Here is an 18,172-nt window from a genome sequence, read left to right as displayed (position 1 = left end):
CCGTTACTCGCTCGTCACACCGTGGAACGGACGCACCTCGCGGCCGGGCATGAAGACGCCGAGACGTTTGATTTCCCATTCGAGCTTGATGCCGTCTTTTTCGAAGACCTCGCGGCGCACCTGTTCGCCGAGATATTCGAGGTCATAGCCGGTCGCCTGCCCCATGTTGATCATGAAGTTGCAGTGAAGCGACGACATCTGTGCTCCGCCGATGACGAGACCGCGGCAGCCTGCCTCGTCGACCAGTTTCCAGGCCGAATGGCCAGCCGGATTCTTGAAGGTCGAGCCGCCGGTCTTTTCGCGAACCGGCTGCACCGTCTCGCGGTGATTGCGCACGGCATCCATCTCGGCGCGTATCTGGGCGCGCTCTTCCGGATAGCCCTCGAACAGGACCGAGGTGAAGATCAGATCTGTCGATGCGGTCGAATGCCGGTAGGAATAGCCCATCTCGGCATTGGAAAGCACATGCTTGTCGCCCTTGCGGTCGACGGCATGGACTTCGATCAGCCGCTCGCGCGTTTCGACGCCATTGGCGCCGGCATTCATGCGCGCCGCGCCGCCGATGCCGCCGGGAATGCCGTAGAAGAAATGGAAGCCGCCGATGCCGTTGTCCATCGCCATCGCCGCCACATGTTTGTCCGGGCAGATGGCGCCGGCGAGAATGCGGTTTTCACCGGCAAGCTCGACGAAGCCGAACCCCTTGGCCGACAAGCGCAGCACGACGCCGGGAATGCCGCCGTCGCGCACCAGGATGTTCGAGCCGACGCCGACCACCGTCAGCGGCACCTCTTCCGGCAATATCTTCAGGAAAGCGATGAGATCGTCGACGTCATGCGGCTGGAACATCAGCTCGGCCAGGCCACCGGCCCTGAACCAGGTGACGCGGTCCATCGGGGCATCCGGCGTGATACGGCCGCGGATATCCTTTACACCGTCTCCGAGAGACGCGAGAAGCTTTTCCCCATTCACCTGTTTCATACGGACTTTCCCGATAGGCCTTCCAGTTGCTTGGGCAGCGCCGCTGCCCAGGATGTAATGCTCCCAGCCCCCAACAGAACCACGAAATCGCCAGGCTTTGCAACCTCCGCGACCATCTGCGGCAGAAGCTCCGCCGAGCTTAGAAAGCGGGCGTCGCGATGGCCGCCGGATTTTATGCGCGAGACCAGAGACACGGAATCGATACCCTCGATCGGATCCTCACCCGCCGCATAGACAGGTGCCAGGAAGATGCTGTCGGCATCGTTGAAGCAGGCGGCGAATTCCTCGAACAGGCTCGCAAGACGGCTGAAGCGATGCGGCTGGTGGACCGCGATGACACGGCCCTTGCAGGACTCTCGGGCGGCGCGCAACACCGCCTTGATCTCGACCGGATGGTGGCCGTAATCGTCGAAGATCTGCACCCCATTCCACTCGCCGGTCAGCGTGAAGCGGCGCTTGACGCCGCCGAAGGAGGCGAGCCCCTTGGCGATATCTGCGCTCGATATGCCGAGCCGGTTGGCAACGGCAATCGCCGCCGTCGCGTTGGAAATATTATGCCGGCCGGGCATTGGCATGACCAGCCCCTTGAGCTCGATTACCTGGCCGGTGCGGCGGCGGCGGATTTCGACGTCGAAGATCGAGCGCGTGCCGTCGATGCGCACATTCTTGAAGCGCACGTCGGCCTGCGGGTTCTCGCCATAGGTGATGATCTTGCGGTCCTCGATGCGGCCAACCAGCGACTGCACCTCGGGATGGTCGAGACACATGACGCCGAAGCCGTAGAACGGCACGTTCTCGACGAACTGCCGGAAGGCGGCGCGCACGGCGTCGAAATTGCCGTAATGGTCGAGATGTTCCGGGTCGATATTGGTGATGACCGCAACATCGGCCGGAAGCTTCAGGAAGGTGCCGTCCGATTCGTCGGCCTCGACCACCATCCACTCGCCCTCGCCCATGCGGGCATTGGTGCCGTAGGCATTGATGATGCCGCCATTGATGACGGTCGGGTCCAGCCCGCCGGCTTCGAGCAGTGTGGCGACCAGCGAGGTGGTCGTCGTCTTGCCATGCGTGCCGCCGATGGCGATCGCATTGCGGAAGCGCATCAGCTCGGCGAGCATTTCGGCACGGCGCACCACCGGCAGCAGCTTTTCGCGCGCGGCGATGAGTTCCGGATTGCTCTTCTTGATTGCCGTCGAGACGACGACGACCTCGGCCTCACCCAGGTTTTCGGCCCGGTGGCCGACGAAGACCTCGATGCCCTTGTCGCGCAGGCGCTGGACATTGGCGCTGTCGGCCTGGTCAGATCCCTGCACCTTGTGGCCGAGATTGTGCAGCACCTCGGCAATACCGCTCATGCCGATGCCGCCGATGCCGATGAAATGGACGAGACCGATCGTCTTCGGCAGTTTCATGCGCGTGTCCTCTTGAATTCCGCAATTGTCCGTCTGGCGGCAATAGCCTCAACCAGGTCGGCAAGCAAGTTCGCGGCATCGGGTTTCCCGGCGAGTTTCGCCGCCGCCGCCATGTGCGAAAGCTTTTCTGGATCGTTCATCACAGCCGTCAGGATCGCCGCGATCTTCTCCGGCGAAAGCTCCGACTGGGCGATCACCTTCGCCCCGCCGGTCGCAGCAAGTGCCGCCGCATTCGCCGCCTGGTCGTGATCGAGAGCGTGCGGGTAAGGCACGAGCACGGCAGGCCGGCCGATGACGGAGATTTCCGAAACCGTCGAGGCGCCCGAACGGCAGATCACGAGATGCGCCCTTGCCAGCCTCTCGGCCATGTCGGTGAAGAAGGGTGCGATATCGGCTCCCATCTCCAGCCTGGCGACGCAGCCGCTGACCATCTCCATATCCTCGGGACGCACCTGCTGGGTGATGCGCAGGCGCAGGCGAAGCGCATCGTCGAGCAGGCTGATCGCCGTCGGCAGCGCCTTGGAGAAATATTGCGCGCCCTGGCTGCCGCCGAAGACGACGAGGTTGAAGGCCTCGCCCGCATGCGACGGCGTGTAAGGCACCTCGGCTGCGGCGATGATTGCCGGGCGGACGGGATTGCCAGTCGTCACCGTCTTGTCTGAAAAGGCAGCGCCTCCCTCCGGCAGGAAACCGCCGGCGATGGCCTGCACGCGAGTTGCCAAGGCCTTGTTGGCGCGCCCCATCACCGCATTCTGCTCGTGGATCATCGCGGGCACGCCGAGCCGGGTGGCGGCAAGAAGCGGCGGCACGGTTGGATAACCGCCGAAACCGACGACGATGACCGGCTGCAACCGCTGGATCAGCTTCTTTGCCGCCCGCATGCCGCTCCAGAGCGTCCATAGCGAGCGGGCGACGGCGATCGGGTTCTTTGAGCCGATCGTCGCCGACGGCACGACATGGATTTCCTCGGCCGGGAACTTGCCGGCATAACGCTCGGCCCGGCTGTCCGTGACGAGATGCACCGAATAGCCGCGCTCCTTCAGCTTGAAGGCCAGCGCCTCCGCCGGGAACACATGGCCGCCGGTTCCCCCGGCGGCAAGCAGCACGATGCCTTTGCTCATGGTCTTCTACTCCGCCGGCATGCCGTGCGGGACGCGGAAGAGGCTCCGGTCCTGTGCGCGTTTTTCCGGTCGATGGCGCGTCAGCGCCAGAATGAAGCCGGCGGTGACGCAGATCGCCACCATAGACGAGCCGCCATAGGAAATCAGCGGCAGCGTCATGCCCTTTGCCGGCAGCAGTTCGAGATTGACGCCGATATTGATGATCGACTGGATGCCCATCTGCAGCACCAGGCCGGCGACAGCGAAGCGGTTGAAGTCGTTCCGCTCGCGATAGGCATGCGAGAGGCCGCGCAGCACCAGCACGGTAAACAGCGCTACGAGCGCCATGCAGAACACGATGCCGAACTCCTCGGCCGCGACCGAGAAGATGAAGTCGGTATGCGCATCCGGGATGATGCGCTTGACGATGCCTTCGCCCGGTCCCTGGCCGAACCAGCTGCCGCGGATGATCGCCTCGCGCGCAGTGTCGATCTGGAACGTGTCGCCCTCGCCGGTCATGAACTTGTCTATTCGGCCGGCGACGTGCGGGAAGACGTAATAGGCGCTGAGCAGGCCGCCGGCGCCGCCGATGCCGAGCAGCATGATCCAGATCCATGGCATGCCGGCCATGAAGAACATTCCGCCCCAGACGGCTGTGGTCAGGATGGTCTGGCCGAGATCCGGCTGCGCGACGAGAAGGGCCGCGACGATGCCGAACAGGATGATGGCAAAGAGATTGCCAGGGATCTCCGGCTGGCGCGCATGTTCGGCAAACAGCCAAGCGCAGACCACGACGAAGGCAGGCTTCATGAATTCCGACGGCTGGATGGAAAGCCCGGCGATCCAGATCCAGCGCCTGCCACCCTTGACCTCCTGCCCGACGAACAGCACCAGCACCATCATGGCGACCGAGATGATCAGGATCAGGATCGCGGTTCGCCGCACCTGGCGTGGCGTCAGGAACGACAGCCCGAGCATGACGCCGATCGAGGGGATCATGAAGGCCGCATGGCGCTTGACGAAGTGGAAGGGCTCGAGCCCGATGCGCTCGGCGACCGCAGGAGATGCCGCAAACGACAGCATGAAGCCGATGCCCATCAGGAAGATGAACATTGCCAGGAAGAAGCGGTCGATGGTCCAGAACCAATCGGCCAGAGGCCCACGTTCCGCGCGGCTTACCATGTCATTTCTCTCCTGTTGCCGGACCGATCAGCATCGCAATACCGTCAAGCGCCGCCACGTGGCCGACGAAGGCTTCGCCCCTGACTTCGAAGTTCTTATACTGGTCGAAGCTTGCGCAAGCCGGGGATAACATCACGGCCGAAGCAGCGCTCTCGTCGCGTTCGGCATCGGCCGCCGCATGCGCGACGGCGCGCTCCAGCGTGCCCGAGATCTCGTAGGGCACGGCCTCGCCGAGCGTCGCGGCAAATTCCGCCGCCGCCTCGCCGATCAGATAGGCCTTGGCGATGCGCGGAAAATAGGGAGCGAGCGTCGTGATCCCGCCAGCCTTCGGCAGGCCGCCGGCGATCCAATAGATGCGATCATAGCTCGAAAGAGCCGGCGCTGCGGCATCGGCATTGGTCGCCTTGGAATCGTTGACGAAAACGACGCGGCCACGCTGCCCGACCGGCTGCATGCGGTGCTTCAGTCCGGGAAACGAGGCAAGACCGGTGCGGATGTCGTCAGCGGAAATCCCGACGGCGAGGCAGGCGGCAACGGCTGCGGCGGCGTTCTGCGCATTATGACTGCCGCGCAGCGTCTGGACGCCGTCGAGATCGGCAAAGGGCAGCATGGCGCCGCCGGCGGCCTGGATGAGTTTGGTGCCCTCGGCATAGATGCCGTCGGCCAGCACGTTGCGGCGCGAGATACGGACCACCTTGACGCCCGCCCGCTCGACACGATCGGCAATCAGCGCCGAAAGGCTGTCGTCGACGCCGACGATCGCGACATCGCTGCCGGCGACCAGCCGTTCCTTGATATCGGCATAATGCTGCATGGTGCCGTGACGGTCGAGATGATCGGGCGTCAGGTTGAGCAGGATGCCGGCAGACGGGTCCAGCGTCGGCGCCAGATCGATCTGGTAGGAGGAGCATTCGACAACGTAATAACGCTCGGCCTTCGGCGGATCGAGCGTCAGCACGGCAGTGCCGATATTGCCGCCGAGCTGTGTGTCGTAGCCTGATGATTTCAGGATATGGGCGATTAGCGCCGTCGTGGTCGACTTGCCGTTGGTGCCGGTTATGGCGATGAAAGGGCAATCCGGTGCATGGGCGCGGCGCTCGCGCACGAAGAGCTCGACGTCGCCGACGATATCGACGCCGGCCGCCCGCGCAAGATCGACGGTCCAGTGCGGCTTCGGATGGGTGAGCGGCACGCCGGGCGACAGCACGAACAGCGCCTGCTGGCTCCAGTCGATGTTGTGCAGGTCTTCCGTCCTGATGCCTTCGGCAGCGGCCTTGGCGACACTGTCGGGATTGTCGTCCCAGGCGGTCACCTCGGCACCGCCTGATATAAGCGCCCGGGCGGTGGCAAAGCCGGAGCCGCCGAGCCCGAAGAGCGCGACCTTCCTGTCCTTGAGCGTCGTGACCGGGATCATCGCCGCCTCACCGAAGCTTCAGCGTCGAGAGGCCGAGCATCGCTAGGCCGACGGCGACGATCCAGAAGCGGATCACCACCTGGCTCTCGGTCCAGCCCTTCTTCTCGAAATGATGATGGATCGGCGCCATCAGGAAGACGCGCCGCCCGGTCATCTTGAAGAAGCCGACCTGGATGATGACCGACAGCGTCTCGATGACGAAGAGGCCGCCGATGATTGCCATGACGATCTCGTGCTTGGTGGCGACGGCGACGGTGCCGATCGTACCGCCGAGTGCCAGCGACCCCGTGTCGCCCATGAAGATGGCGGCCGGCGGCGCGTTGAACCAGAGAAAGCCGAGGCCGGCGCCGATGACGGCGCCAAGCACGACGGCGAGTTCGCCGGTGCCGGGCACGAAATTGATCTGCAGGTAATTCGCAAACACCACATTGCCGGCGAGATAGGCGATGACGCCGAAGGAGGCGGCGGCGATCATCACAGGCACGATGGCAAGCCCGTCGAGACCGTCGGTCAGGTTGACGGCATTGCCGGCGCCGACGATGACGAAGCCGCCGAAGACGACGAACATGATGCCGATATTGATCATGAAGTCCTTGAAGAAGGGAAAGGCGATCGAGGAGCCGAAGGTCGAGCCGGCAATCCCCGAGGCAAGGGCGGTGCGCATCATGAAATAGACGGCGATGCCGGCGATGACGAATTCGATGCCGAGACGCGCCTTGCCGGAAAAGCCCATGTGGCTCTGCTTCGTGACCTTGAGATAATCGTCGTAGAAGCCGATCGCACCGAAGCCCAGCGTCACCAGCAGCGTGGCGACCACATAGACGTTGGAAAGATCGGCCCAGAGCAGCGACGCGCCGACGATGCCGGCGAGGATCATCAGTCCGCCCATGGTCGGCGTGCCGGCCTTCTTGAAATGCGTCTGCGGCCCGTCGGCGCGGATCGGCTGGCCCTTGCCCTGCCGGATACGCAGCGAATTGATGATCGTCGGCCCGAACAGGAAGACGATCAGTGCTGAGGTGAAGAGAGCAGCCCCCGTGCGGAAGGTAATATATCTGAACAGGTTCAGAAATTTGAAATATTCCGACAGTTCGACAAGCCAGATCAGCATTCAGGGCCCCTTGTTTACCCGATCAAAATTCGCGTTGCGTGTCGGCAAATGCTGGGAACTTGTCAAGGAGCGCGGCGACGATCTTGCCGAAACCGATGCCCAGAGACGATTTCACCATCAACACGTCGCCTGGCGCGACCGAGTTCAATACATAATCCGTCAATTCGCTAGTGTTCTCGCGATATTCGACATGGACGCTTTCCGGCAACGATTCCTTGAGCGCAGCCATCTCGGCTCCGGCCAGCCACACATGCTCGATGCCGGCAGCAAGCAGCGGCACGGCAAGGTCGGTATGGACCTTCTGCGCATACTCGCCCATCTCAAGCATGTCGCCGAGCACGGCGATACGGCGTCCGCGGCCGGTCGGTTCGGAGGCTGCCAGCAGCGCGATCGCCGCGCGCATCGAGGCCGGATTGGCATTGTAGCTCTCGTCGATCAGCGTGAAGCTGCCGCCGCCGATCACAAGCCGGTGGCGCTTTCCCCTGCCCTTTTCCGGCCTCAGCGTCGCAAGCGCTTCGATCGCCTTCTGCATATCGGCGCCGACGATCCTAACGACGCCGAGCGCTGCGAGCGCATTCTCGGCGATATGGCGGCCCGGTGCGCCGAGCGCGACCTCCAGCGTCTCGCCGCCGATCGTCAGCCACAGGGTCGAATTCTCGTCGGAACCATTGAATTCTGCGAGCCGGAATTCGGCCTTGGCATGCTGGCCGAAAGAATGGATATGCGCGATGCCGAGCGACTGCGCCGTGCGGTCGAGGAAATTGAACTGGTCGTTGTCGCGGTTGAGCACGACATGGCCGCCGGGTTCGAGCCCCTCGAAGATCTCGGCCTTGGCGGCGGCGATTTCCTTGATGTTCTTGAAATTGCCGAGATGCGCCGGCGCGATCGTGGTGATGATGGCGACATCGGGACGGATCATCGCCACCAGCGGCCGGATCTCGCCGGGGTGGTTCATCCCGACTTCGAAGACGCCATAATCCGTATCCTCGGGCATGCGCGCCAGCGTCAGCGGCACGCCCCAATGATTGTTGAAGGAGGCGACGGAGGCGTGCACCTTGCCGGAGGGCGACAGCACATGCCGCAGCATCTCCTTGGTGGTCGTCTTTCCCACAGATCCCGTCACGGCGATGATCCGGGCCTTTGAGCGCTCGCGCGAGGCAAGGCCGAGCCGGCCAAGTGCCGCGAGCACGTCTTCCACGACGATCATCGGCACCGTCAGGCGGCCCATGGCGGGAAGCCTCGCCTCGCTGACGACGAGAAGGGAAGCGCCGTTCGCCATCGCCATCGAGGCGTAGTCGTGACCGTCGACGCGGTCGCCCTTGATCGCGAAGAAAGCTTCGCCTGGAGTAATCGAGCGGCTGTCGATGGAAATGCCGGTGATGCCCTCGGGCAGCGTGCCGAAGGGGCGCCCCGCCATCGCTGCGATCATGTCTTCCATCGTCCAGAGCCAGCTCAAGATTTCAACTCCTCCAGGGCCCTGCGCACCTCCGCATGATCGGAGAACGGCAGGGTGACGCCGCCGATCGTCTGCCCTTCCTCATGCCCCTTGCCGGCGACGATCAGCGTATCGCCGGATCTCAGCATGCCGACCGCCTCGCGGATCGCCATGGCGCGATCGGCGACTTCCGAGGCGCAAGGCGCGGCCGCCATGATCTCCGCCCGGATGGAGGCCGGCTCCTCCGAACGCGGATTATCGTCGGTGACGATAACGACGTCGGCAAGACGGCAGGCGATTTCGCCCATGATCGGCCGTTTGCCGCGGTCACGGTCGCCGCCGCAGCCGAAAACGACGATGACGCGGCCGGTGGTGAACGGCCTGACCGAGCCCAGCACGTTTTCCAGCGCATCCGGCTTGTGAGCGTAGTCGACATAGGCGAGCGCGCCGTCTTTCGTATGGCCGACGAGTTCGAGACGGCCGGACGCGCCGACGAGCTTCTCGAGCGCGGCCATCGCAACCTTCGCCTCAACGCCGGTCGACATGGCAAGCGCTGCGGCGACCAGCGCGTTGGCCACCTGAAAATCGCCGGCCAACGGAATGTCCACCTCGAAGATCTCGCCGCCGATATGGATCTCGGCCATCTGTTTGTGGCGGAAGTGCTCGACGCGCTTCAACGAGAGGTAATCGCCCTTTCGCCCGACGGTACGAATGTCGTGACCGGCATCGGTCGCGGCCATGATCGCCTGCGCCGACCACGGATCGTCGGCAAAGATCACCGCCGGCGATCCCTTCGGCAACAGCGTATCGAAAAGCCGCATCTTGGCGGCCATATAGGCATCGACGGTCGGATGATAATCCATGTGGTCGCGGCCGAGATTGGTGAAGGCGGCGGCGGCAAGCCTGACGCCATCAAGCCGGCACTGGTCGAGACCGTGGCTGGAGGCCTCCATCGCGGCATGTGTCACGCCTTCTCCGGCAAGTTCCGCCAGCAGCGCATGCAGCGACACCGGATCGGGCGTCGTCAGCGAGCCATACTCGTTGCGCGTCGGCGAGACGACGCCCGTCGTGCCGATCATCGCGGCCGCGTGGCCGGCATGCGCCCAGATCTGCCGGGTGAAAGAAGCGACGGAGGTTTTGCCCGCGGTGCCGGTGACGGCGACCATAGTGTCGGGCTGCCTGCCGTGGAAACGCGCGGCGGCGATGGAAAGGAAACGGCGCGGCTCCTTGACCGCAAGCACGGGGATCGAAGCATCGACGGCTTGGGAGGCGATCGCGACGGCAGCGCCGCGGCCGGCGGCATCCACGATGAAGCCCGCGCCGTCCGCCTTGGTGCCGGCGACCGCGACGAAGACATTGCCCGGCGCCACCTTGCGGCTATCCGAAGACAGGCCCGAAATATCAAGCAGGCCTGCCGGGCCTTCGAGCTGTGCTTCAAGTTCCGGAAACTGATCTCCGGCCAAGTCTCGCAATTTCATCGAATGCACTTTTCTCTCTTGAAGCCGATTCACCCCTCGCGAATCGGCGTCGATATTCATTCACACTCAATAAGACACCAGCAAGGCCGATCCGCCCTCCCCGAATTTCGGCTCGATGCCGAGAATAGGGGCCGCACGCCTGATGATCTCGCGGGCGATCGGGCCGGCGGTACCGGCGGAGATCGTTCCGCCATAGGCTTTCTCGCCGGTCTTCGGCTCGTCGCAGAAAGTGATCACTGCATATCTGGGATCGTTCATGGGGAATGCGGCGATAAAGGAATTGAAATTCAGGGTTGCCGAATAACGCCCGTTCACCACCTTGTCGGCCGTGCCCGTCTTGCTGCCGACGGAAAAGCCCGGCACGCGGGCAACACGTCCGGACCCCTTGTAGCCGTTGAAGTCGAGGAGATAGCGGATCTCGTCGCTGGTTGTCTTCTTGATGACCTGCGTGGCAATCTCATCGGCCTGTTCGCGTGTGCGCGGTAGGAATGTCGGCTCGATCAGTTTGCCGCCGTTGACGAGAGCGGCAGCCGCCACCCCTGTCTGCAGCGCCGTCGTCGAGACACCATGGCCGAAGGAAATCGTGATCGAATTGATCTTCTTCCAAACGCGCGGCTGGCTCGGCATCTTCACTTCGGGCAGTTCGGTCTGCATCTTCGTCAGCAGGCCGAACTTGGTGAGATAGTCCTTCTGCGCGTCGATGCCGACGATGTCGATGACACGCGCCGTACCGATATTCGAAGAATACTGGAAAATCTCGGGAACGGTCAGCCAGCGGCGCTGCCCGTGAAAATCGTGGATGGTGAAGCCGCCGATATAGATCGATTTGCTGGCATCGAAACTGTCGGTCATCTTCACCTTGCCGCTATCGAGCGCCATGGCCAGCGAAAAGGTCTTGAACGTCGAGCCCATTTCGAAGGTGCCGTTGGTCATCCGGTTGAGCCAACCCTCCTTGGCGCCTTCCTGCGGATCGTTCGGATCGAAATCCGGCGCCGATGCCATGGCCAGCACTTCCCCCGTATGCACGTCGATGACCGCAGCACCGGCGCCCTTGGCCTGGAAGTTGTTGACGGCGTTGACGACCGCGTCCCGGACGATGTTCTGCACGCGCAGGTCGATCGATAGCCGCACCGGCTCGAGCGGCTGGTCGCTGGTCATGCCGACGGAGGCGAGATCGGCAAGCCCCTGGTCGTCGATAAATTTCTCCATGCCGGCGACACCGCGGTTGTCGATGTTGACGTAACCGAGGATGTGCGCGGCGGTCGCCCCACCAGGATAGAAGCGGCGCTTCTCCGGCCGGAAGCCGATGCCGGGAATACCGAGCGCCAGGATCTGGCTCTGCTGCTTCGGCGTCAGTTGCCGGCGCAGCCAGGCGAAATGCGAGGTCTTGACCGAGAGCTTCTTATAAGTGTCCCTGACGTCGAGTTCGGGCAGCACCGTTGCAAGCTTCTCGACCGCCTCGTCGGCATCGACGATCTTGTTCGGTTCGGCAAACAGCGAGACGGTGCGGATGTCGGTGGCCAGCACCTCGCCGTTGCGGTCGAGAATGTCGGGGCGCGAGGCCATCAGCCGGTCGGGCGGCAGGATGCTGGAGACGACCTCCTGATCCTTCATCGCATATTCGACGAGACGGCCGCCGATGACGGCGTAGACACCCATGAAGCCAAGGATCAGCAGGCCGACGCGGCTTTTTGCCTGCCCTGATTTCTTCTTGCGCGATCCCTCGATCGCCAGGCCGGCGGGGGAAGGACCGCCGAACCGGTTATAGACGCCGGCGGAGAAATGCGCCTGGCTCTTCAAAACCATGATGCGGGAAAGAAACGACATTATTCCTCCACCGATCCGGTTTCGATCTGGTCTGCATCCTCTGCCTCGCCGCGTGGCGCGGGCACCGGAATGGGCTGCGCCTTGGCGGTGGCTTGCACGCCCTTGGTGTCTGGTGCGCCTTTGGCGCTGGCCACGGTCGCGCTCTTCGCGCTGACCTTTGCCTCCGTCACGTCAGGCACGGGAACCTCGGATTTCAGCATCGGCAATTCCTTGGCATGCACGAGCGCCGTCGATTCCGTCGGCTGCAGCTTCAATTCTTCATTATAGGCCTTGACCAGCCGCTCCAGCCGGTTCGGCTGCGATTGCAGCGCCCAGTCGGCCTTGAGAAGGTCGATCGTGTCCTTCTCGAGCTTGATCTCTGCTTCGAGGCGATGAACCTCCTCGAGCTTCAATTCGGCGCGGTGCTTGATCGTGTAGGTCACGGCGGCGGTGGCCGTCATGACGCCGATGAGCACGAGATCGAACGTTTTCAGCATATCAACCTCCAAGCTTTCCGAGACTGGCAAGATTGGGAAACCCGAAGAGCGACATATCCGCGGCTTCGGCGGCGGCGTCCGTCCTCAGACCGGCGCGCAGCTTGGCGGAGCGGGCGCGCGGATTGATCTCCGCCTCCGCCTCGCTTGCCGAAACCATCGGCTTGCCGATCGCTGCAAAGGTTGCCGCCCGCTCATGCGCGACCGGCAGATGCCGCGAACCCGACGCCTTGCCGGCGCGGTCGGAGAAGAATTTCTTGACGATGCGGTCTTCGAGCGAATGAAAGGTGACGACGACAAGCCGACCGCCGGGTTTCAGCACCGATTCCGCCGCAAACAGCGCCTGCGCCAGTTCGCCGAGCTCGTCGTTGACGAAGATGCGCAATGCCTGGAAGACGCGCGTTGCCGGATGGATCTTGTCCTTCATCTTGCGCGGCGTGACGAGCTCGATGAGACCGGCGAGATCGCGTGTCGTTTCAAATGGCTTTTCGGCGCGGCGCTTCTCGATCGCATGGGCGATGCGCGGCGCCTGGCTTTCCTCGCCGAGAAAATGGAAGATGCGGATGAGATCCGCGACCTTGGCGCGGTTGACGACATCGGCGGCCGAAACGCCTTCGGCCGACATGCGCATGTCGAGCGGCCCGTTCTTCTGGAAGGAGAAGCCACGTTCGGCCTCGTCGATCTGCATGGAGGAGACGCCGATATCGAGCACGACGCCGTCGAGCCCGCCTTGCGGCGCATGATCGGCAAGATGCGAGAATTGCGAATGAACGAGCCTGAGACGACCGCCATGGGCGGCGACCATCGCTTGGCCAGCCGCAATCGCCGTCGGATCGCGGTCGAGCGCAATCACCTCGGCGCCAGCCGCAAGGATGGCCAAGCTGTAACCGCCAGCACCGAATGTACCGTCGAGGATGAGTTTGCCGGGCGCGGGCGCCAATGCCGCAAGCACTTCACCCAGAAGAACAGGAATGTGACGAACCGGTCCGCCACCGGCATCAGTTGAACCTCCGCCAGGATTCGCCACCATTCCGTTCCCTCGTTCTTTCAGGAACGCTTGCCCGCCAGCTTGCGCTCCCCTCGTGCCTGCGCCTGTGCGGCCACAAAAGCCTGCGGCTGCCAGAGCTGAAAATGATCCGCCCGACCGACGAAGGTCACTTCGTCCGAGATGCCGGTAAAGCCACGAATGAAATCCGTGACCATCAGCCGCCCCTCGGCGTCGAGCTTCATGAAGACCCCGCCTCCATGAATAAGAAGCGACATCTCGTTCGCATCCGGCGAAAACGGATCCTCCGCAGCAATCTGCCGTTCGAATCTTTCGAGAAGATCCGGACCGCCGATGCTGATCGCCGGAAACACAAAGTCCTGGAAGCAGTAGAGCTCCTGGACGTTGCGCTGCGCCAGCACGGAACGGAAAGCCGAAGGCACGGAAACCCTGCCCTTGGCGTCGATCCTGTTGGTCGCGTTCGAAAGGAAGCGGTTCATGACACGAAACATCCGTTCCCGCAGGGATCCGGACCAAAAGACGCCCGAAACTCCCGATATCAGGCACAGCTTCGCAAGCCGGATGAGCAAAAACCCCTCCGACGCTTCCGGAGAGGAAGGCGCCTTTGCTTTGCGATGAATGGGCAGGTGATTGCCCTGGTGCAGTGCGCATTTGGGATAGCATGGGACCATATGGGCGTCAATGGGATACGCCTATTTTGCAATAGACGCATGATCAAAAATTTATAAGCCGTTAAGTTTAACAAAGGGTTAGCGGCGTCATCTTACATATGACACGCATTGGTATTCCTGCAGGAAAAATCCATCCAATGGATGCATAAACATCTGCTTGAAAAACAGCCGGTTTCAGCGACTTACGCTGAAAATCCGGCTGCCGCGCCCGCAAGATGATAATCGCCAGTTGGCCTGTAAGCCGGGTTCTGTATGGCTCCGGCGTGAACCGGAACGTGGCAGCCATTCCTCTGGGACAGCGTTCGCACGCTGCCTCACGCAACCCACCCGGATGACTGGCCTGGAAACCAGCCGGAAAGCCTTTCGGCCTACCGCGTCATCCCTATTCGGTCTTGCTCCCGGTGGGGTTTACCGTGCCATTTCCGTTGCCGGAGATGCGGTGGGCTCTTACCCCACCCTTTCACCCTTACCTGTCATGACAGGCGGTTTGCTTTCTGTGGCACTTTCCCTGAGGTCGCCCTCGCCGGACGTTATCCGGCACCGTGTTTCCGTGGAGCCCGGACTTTCCTCACCCTACCGCCTTTCGGCATTGGTAAAGCGCGGCTGCCCAGCCAACTGGCAGGGCTCCCATAAACGAGAGAGATCGCAATTGCTATCGAAATAAATGATATCGCTCAGAGCAATTCCAGCAAAACTGCGCAGCGGTTTTGCGTCCGGAATTGCGCAAGAACAAAAACAGGGAGCACCTCCGTGATTCGGAGAAAAACGGAAATGCTCTAGCGAAATTGCGGTGTGAAATCCGTCGAGTAGCCCTGTTCGCCGATTCCGCCTGACAAAAGCAGCTCGGCCCCAAGCCGACCGATTTCGTCCGAGCTCTTGGCCGACGTGCCGGCGCAGCCCGTCAGCACCGCGATCTCCGGCGATGAGCTATAGCCGATCATCGGGTAGCCGCTTTCCGTATGCGACACGACGCAGGCGGCCGCCGAAATCGAAAGCGGCACCATATCGGGCACGAGACCTTCAACGATGCGCTTGAGATGCGCGCGCACCTTATCGCGCCCCTCGGTCTTGAACCAGGCGCGCATTTCCGTGTCGTCGCTGAGCGCCAGATCGTCAGGATCGCCGCCGATCTTCAGGTAGAATTTGCCGTCGGGATACCGGATCGGCGGAAGCAGGTAGATATCGATGCCGGGCGCCCGGAGAATGAGCGACGGCATCGCGGCCAGGCGCGCCGCGTCGGCCTCGCTTACCTCGAAAAGCGTCACGGTCCGGGCATAAACCGTCATGGCAACAGGCTGCGGCAACAGATTCTCCGCAATGGAAAATCCGCCCGCTGCCAGCAGCACCTTTTCAGCACGATGGATCAAGCCACCTGATGTCTCGACGACAGCCGACCCACCTTCGCTGCGGATCGAAACGACATGATCGCGGATGACCGCGGCGCCTGCCTTTTCCGCCAGCAGCGATTGGGCTTTCACAAGCTTGCGCGGACTGATGTGGCCGGCCCCCCTCGCCTCGAAGACGCCCGCGCCCCCATCGGGAAAGGCGAAGAAGGGAAAGGCGGCTTTCAGCCCCGCCTCATCGAGCAGGCTGGTCTCGACGCCGAGCGAAATGGCGGCCTGTCGGGTCTTCTCGAGATAATCGCCCCCGGTCGGCGCGACGACGACACAGCCGACCTCGCGATAGAAATCGATACCGCTGTCGCGGGCGATCTCGCCATAGCGGTCGATCGAGCGGTTGGCGAGCAGTGCCCAATTGCGGTCGGGATCGATGGTACGGGTGATGCGCCCCTCGTCATAATGGCTGGCGAAGACACCCTGGTGCGTCTTGCGGTCATCAGGCTCGTCCGGGCCAATCACCGCGACACCGTCCGCTTGGCGCGCCAGATGCCGCGCCGCTGCTGCCCCCATCAACCCGCGGCCGACGACGATATATTTGAAATCGACTGCCATGCTGTCTCCTCTAAACAGCGCCGCGCGCCTTTTCAGACGCGCAAAGGACGCTGTAACACTTTAGAATTGCTGCATTCGATTTAAGGAATCATGCAGCAGCGAAAACCGGCGTCAGTGCGCCGCCAAAATCCGCTTCGCCAAGCTGCCCTTCCGTCAGAAGCACGGCCCCTAAGCGGCCGAGTTCGTCGGAAGATTTGGCCGCAACGAAATTGCCGCCGGTCAGCACCGCGATGCGCGGCGACTGCGTAAATCCGGCATAGGGATAACCGGTCGGCGTGAAATTCGCTACGCAGGGCGCCGAGGTGACCGGGCAGCCGGCAAGCCCCGGCATCAACTGCAGGGCGACGCGCGAGAGATGATCGCACTCGGCGGCACTGCCGTCGGAACGGAACCACGCCCCGGCATCCTCCAGCCTGCCGAAGGAAAGCGCCTCGGTGTCGCCACCGAGTTTCAGATAGGTCTTGCCGTCGGGATAACGCACCGGCGGCAGGATATAGATGTGATCCTCTTCCCGGTCACCGAGCACGATCGTCGACGGCATATCGCCGAAGATCGCCATCTCGCGTTCGCCGATCTCATAGAAGGCGACCGTTCGCGCCATGACCCTGGTATCGACGGGACGCGGCAGCAAGGCATGGAAATTGCTGAAACCACCAGCGGCGACCAGCACGCGCTCGGCGCTGTAGCTTCTGCCGCCGGCCATCACCTCGACATGGGAACCCGCATCGCGCACCGATGTTGCGGTCGCCTCGATCAGCGAGACGCCGCCCTGTTCGGCAAGCTTTGCCTGCGCGCGCACCAGCGCCCGCGGGTTGATGTAGCCGGCGCGCGTGCGTTCGAAATATCCTGTGAAATCAGGATCGACGGCAAGATAGGGAAAGCGTCCGCCGAGTTCCGACGGTGCGATAGTCTCGATATCGCTGCCGAGGGTCCGGCTGACAGTCAGCGCCCTTTCGATATAGTCCTGCTCGTCCTTCTCAGGACTGGCAAAGAGGCAGCCGACCTCCGAATAGAAGGAAATGCCGCTCTTTGTCTCGATCTCGCCGTAGCGGTCAAGCGCGCGGGCGGCGAAGGTTCCCCAGGCAAGATCGCCATCGAAGGTGCGGGTGATGCGCGCTTCGTCGTAATGGCTGGCGAAGACGCCGTGATGGGCCTTGCGCTCCTCGGGCTCCCGCGGGCCGATCAGCGCGATGCCGTCGGCCATCGAGGAGAGATGCCGTGCGGCGGCAGCACCCATCATGCCGCGTCCGATGATGATGAACCTGAAATCGACTGCCATATCCCACCTCGCTAAATTCCAGCGATACCATGGCAATCATCTTGAATCATCCAGCTCTTGCCAGGGATAAGCGCTTCAGGCTCAGAGCATTGCCAGAACCTTGCCGCAATAGGACTTGGACACCGGGTTCATGCGCGTGGCGCCATGACCGGCATTATATTTGAGGATGGTGTTGCAGGTCTGGCCACCACCGAGATCATGGGCGGCAGCCAGATATTTCATGCCGTACTTGATGTTGGTTTCCGGATCGAACAGGCCCTTGGCGCTGCCGGAATAGCCCATCATGCGGGCAGTTGCAGGCTTAATCTGCATCAGGCCGATTTCACCGTGGCTGCCGCGCGCATTCGGATTGAAATTGCTTTCGATGCGGATGACCGCGGTCGCAAGCGCAACCGGTACATCATATTGGCTCGCATATTTGCTGATCAGTGCGGAATAGGAATTGCCGGAAACATTGGCGACGGGATAACCGCTCTGGCGCTCGACCGTCTTCAGCGGGCGCTCCGCCGTCTTGAGCGGACGCTTCGCCGGCTTGACCGAACGCTCCGCTTTCTTCAACGGGCGCTCTGTCTTCTTTGAAGGACGCTCGACCTTCTTCACCGGCGCATCAGCTCGCACACCCCAATCATTCGCAAAGGCAAAGCTATTTCCGGCCAGCACCATGCCAACGCATGTTGCAGCAACAACAATCAGTTTTCTCATGTAGTCTTGATCACTCCGACCCAAAGAATTACCGGACGGCGCGCCTCGCTGTCATAATGAATACCAGATCAAGGACCGATCAGGATTCACGGTAATTCTTATCGTTTCACATAACGCCAGTGGTTTAACTCGAAAACAACCCCGAGCCCCGGTTG

The 18,172-nt window shown here is 62.4% G+C and carries 15 protein-coding genes and 1 other RNA gene; all 16 read right to left on the bottom strand.

Going from position 1 to position 18,172, the window contains the following annotated elements:
• Positions 1-3 precede the first annotated feature (3 nt).
• Positions 4-978 carry a UDP-N-acetylmuramate dehydrogenase gene (gene murB, locus HX899_RS12290; protein ID WP_029873420.1) on the bottom strand — a complete coding sequence of 325 codons (975 nt, stop codon included), beginning with the start codon at positions 976-978 and terminating at the stop codon, positions 4-6.
• On the bottom strand, positions 975-2,390 hold the full coding sequence (gene murC, locus HX899_RS12285; RefSeq protein ID WP_027683743.1) for a UDP-N-acetylmuramate--L-alanine ligase: 1,416 nt from the start codon (positions 2,388-2,390) through the stop codon (positions 975-977). Before murC ends, murB begins: the two co-directional genes overlap by 4 nt.
• On the bottom strand, positions 2,387-3,511 hold the full coding sequence (murG, locus tag HX899_RS12280) for an undecaprenyldiphospho-muramoylpentapeptide beta-N-acetylglucosaminyltransferase (protein WP_138330517.1): 1,125 nt from the start codon (positions 3,509-3,511) through the stop codon (positions 2,387-2,389). Before murG ends, murC begins: the two co-directional genes overlap by 4 nt.
• 6 nt (positions 3,512-3,517) lie before the next feature.
• Positions 3,518-4,672, bottom strand: coding sequence for a putative lipid II flippase FtsW (gene ftsW, locus HX899_RS12275; protein ID WP_017988955.1), 1,155 nt, complete (start codon positions 4,670-4,672; stop codon positions 3,518-3,520).
• 1 nt (position 4,673) lies between these two features.
• Positions 4,674-6,086 carry a UDP-N-acetylmuramoyl-L-alanine--D-glutamate ligase gene (murD, locus tag HX899_RS12270; protein WP_138330516.1) on the bottom strand — a complete coding sequence of 471 codons (1,413 nt, stop codon included), beginning with the start codon at positions 6,084-6,086 and terminating at the stop codon, positions 4,674-4,676.
• A 7-nt stretch (positions 6,087-6,093) separates the two neighbouring features.
• Positions 6,094-7,194, bottom strand: coding sequence for a phospho-N-acetylmuramoyl-pentapeptide-transferase (gene mraY / locus HX899_RS12265; RefSeq protein ID WP_003541415.1), 1,101 nt, complete (start codon positions 7,192-7,194; stop codon positions 6,094-6,096).
• A gap of 22 nt (positions 7,195-7,216) precedes the next feature.
• Positions 7,217-8,650, bottom strand: coding sequence for a UDP-N-acetylmuramoylalanyl-D-glutamyl-2,6-diaminopimelate--D-alanyl-D-alanine ligase (locus HX899_RS12260; protein ID WP_138330515.1), 1,434 nt, complete (start codon positions 8,648-8,650; stop codon positions 7,217-7,219).
• Positions 8,647-10,167: a UDP-N-acetylmuramoyl-L-alanyl-D-glutamate--2,6-diaminopimelate ligase gene (locus HX899_RS12255; protein ID WP_138330514.1), complete on the bottom strand. Its 1,521-nt coding sequence runs from the start codon at positions 10,165-10,167 to the stop codon at positions 8,647-8,649. The genes HX899_RS12260 and HX899_RS12255 overlap by 4 nt, the downstream gene beginning before the upstream one ends.
• 6 nt (positions 10,168-10,173) lie before the next feature.
• Positions 10,174-11,934 (bottom strand): penicillin-binding protein 2, encoded by a 1,761-nt coding sequence (locus HX899_RS12250; protein WP_138330513.1) that lies wholly within the window; start codon positions 11,932-11,934, stop codon positions 10,174-10,176.
• Complete coding sequence (locus HX899_RS12245; protein WP_138330512.1) at positions 11,934-12,410, bottom strand: hypothetical protein; 477 nt, start codon at positions 12,408-12,410, stop codon at positions 11,934-11,936. Before HX899_RS12245 ends, HX899_RS12250 begins: the two co-directional genes overlap by 1 nt.
• Position 12,411: 1 nt before the next feature.
• Positions 12,412-13,437: a 16S rRNA (cytosine(1402)-N(4))-methyltransferase RsmH gene (rsmH, locus tag HX899_RS12240; RefSeq protein WP_138330511.1), complete on the bottom strand. Its 1,026-nt coding sequence runs from the start codon at positions 13,435-13,437 to the stop codon at positions 12,412-12,414.
• A 17-nt stretch (positions 13,438-13,454) separates the two neighbouring features.
• The gene (gene mraZ, locus HX899_RS12235; protein WP_026188472.1) at positions 13,455-13,892 is read right to left on the bottom strand and encodes a division/cell wall cluster transcriptional repressor MraZ; all 438 of its coding nucleotides are present in this window, start codon (positions 13,890-13,892) and stop codon (positions 13,455-13,457) included.
• Positions 13,893-14,305: 413 nt separating this feature from the next.
• Positions 14,306-14,703: RNase P RNA component class A (gene rnpB, locus HX899_RS12230), an RNA gene on the bottom strand.
• A gap of 157 nt (positions 14,704-14,860) precedes the next feature.
• Positions 14,861-16,036: an FAD-binding oxidoreductase gene (locus HX899_RS12225; protein WP_181292562.1), complete on the bottom strand. Its 1,176-nt coding sequence runs from the start codon at positions 16,034-16,036 to the stop codon at positions 14,861-14,863.
• Between the two features lie 88 nt (positions 16,037-16,124).
• Positions 16,125-17,315, bottom strand: a complete 1,191-nt coding sequence (locus HX899_RS12220; protein ID WP_181292561.1) for an FAD-binding oxidoreductase — start codon at positions 17,313-17,315, stop codon at positions 16,125-16,127.
• Between the two features lie 81 nt (positions 17,316-17,396).
• Positions 17,397-18,017, bottom strand: a complete 621-nt coding sequence (locus tag HX899_RS12215) for a lytic transglycosylase domain-containing protein (RefSeq protein ID WP_138330508.1) — start codon at positions 18,015-18,017, stop codon at positions 17,397-17,399.
• Positions 18,018-18,172 lie beyond the last annotated feature (155 nt).

It is taken from the genome of Rhizobium sp. WYCCWR 11146 (assembly GCF_013591995.1).
Taxonomy (GTDB): Bacteria; Pseudomonadota; Alphaproteobacteria; order Rhizobiales; family Rhizobiaceae; genus Rhizobium; species Rhizobium indicum.
The sequence above is the reverse complement of the archived record's forward strand: the minus strand, read 5'-3'. Positions and strand labels throughout refer to the sequence as shown.

What these genes read in the sequence shown, in the direction of transcription:
- murB (WP_029873420.1), bottom strand. Translation starts at nt 978, where the DNA reads ATGAAACAGGTGAATGGGGAAAAGCTTCTCGCGTCTCTCGGAGACGGT.
- murC (WP_027683743.1), bottom strand. Translation starts at nt 2,390, where the DNA reads ATGAAACTGCCGAAGACGATCGGTCTCGTCCATTTCATCGGCATCGGC.
- murG (WP_138330517.1), bottom strand. Translation starts at nt 3,511, where the DNA reads ATGAGCAAAGGCATCGTGCTGCTTGCCGCCGGGGGAACCGGCGGCCAT.
- ftsW (WP_017988955.1), bottom strand. Translation starts at nt 4,672, where the DNA reads ATGGTAAGCCGCGCGGAACGTGGGCCTCTGGCCGATTGGTTCTGGACC.
- murD (WP_138330516.1), bottom strand. Translation starts at nt 6,086, where the DNA reads ATGATCCCGGTCACGACGCTCAAGGACAGGAAGGTCGCGCTCTTCGGG.
- mraY (WP_003541415.1), bottom strand. Translation starts at nt 7,194, where the DNA reads ATGCTGATCTGGCTTGTCGAACTGTCGGAATATTTCAAATTTCTGAAC.
- HX899_RS12255 (WP_138330514.1), bottom strand. Translation starts at nt 10,167, where the DNA reads ATGAATATCGACGCCGATTCGCGAGGGGTGAATCGGCTTCAAGAGAGA.
- HX899_RS12250 (WP_138330513.1), bottom strand. Translation starts at nt 11,934, where the DNA reads ATGTCGTTTCTTTCCCGCATCATGGTTTTGAAGAGCCAGGCGCATTTC.
- HX899_RS12245 (WP_138330512.1), bottom strand. Translation starts at nt 12,410, where the DNA reads ATGCTGAAAACGTTCGATCTCGTGCTCATCGGCGTCATGACGGCCACC.
- rsmH (WP_138330511.1), bottom strand. Translation starts at nt 13,437, where the DNA reads ATGGTGGCGAATCCTGGCGGAGGTTCAACTGATGCCGGTGGCGGACCG.
- mraZ (WP_026188472.1), bottom strand. Translation starts at nt 13,892, where the DNA reads ATGAACCGCTTCCTTTCGAACGCGACCAACAGGATCGACGCCAAGGGC.
- HX899_RS12225 (WP_181292562.1), bottom strand. Translation starts at nt 16,036, where the DNA reads ATGGCAGTCGATTTCAAATATATCGTCGTCGGCCGCGGGTTGATGGGG.
- HX899_RS12220 (WP_181292561.1), bottom strand. Translation starts at nt 17,315, where the DNA reads ATGGCAGTCGATTTCAGGTTCATCATCATCGGACGCGGCATGATGGGT.
- HX899_RS12215 (WP_138330508.1), bottom strand. Translation starts at nt 18,017, where the DNA reads ATGAGAAAACTGATTGTTGTTGCTGCAACATGCGTTGGCATGGTGCTG.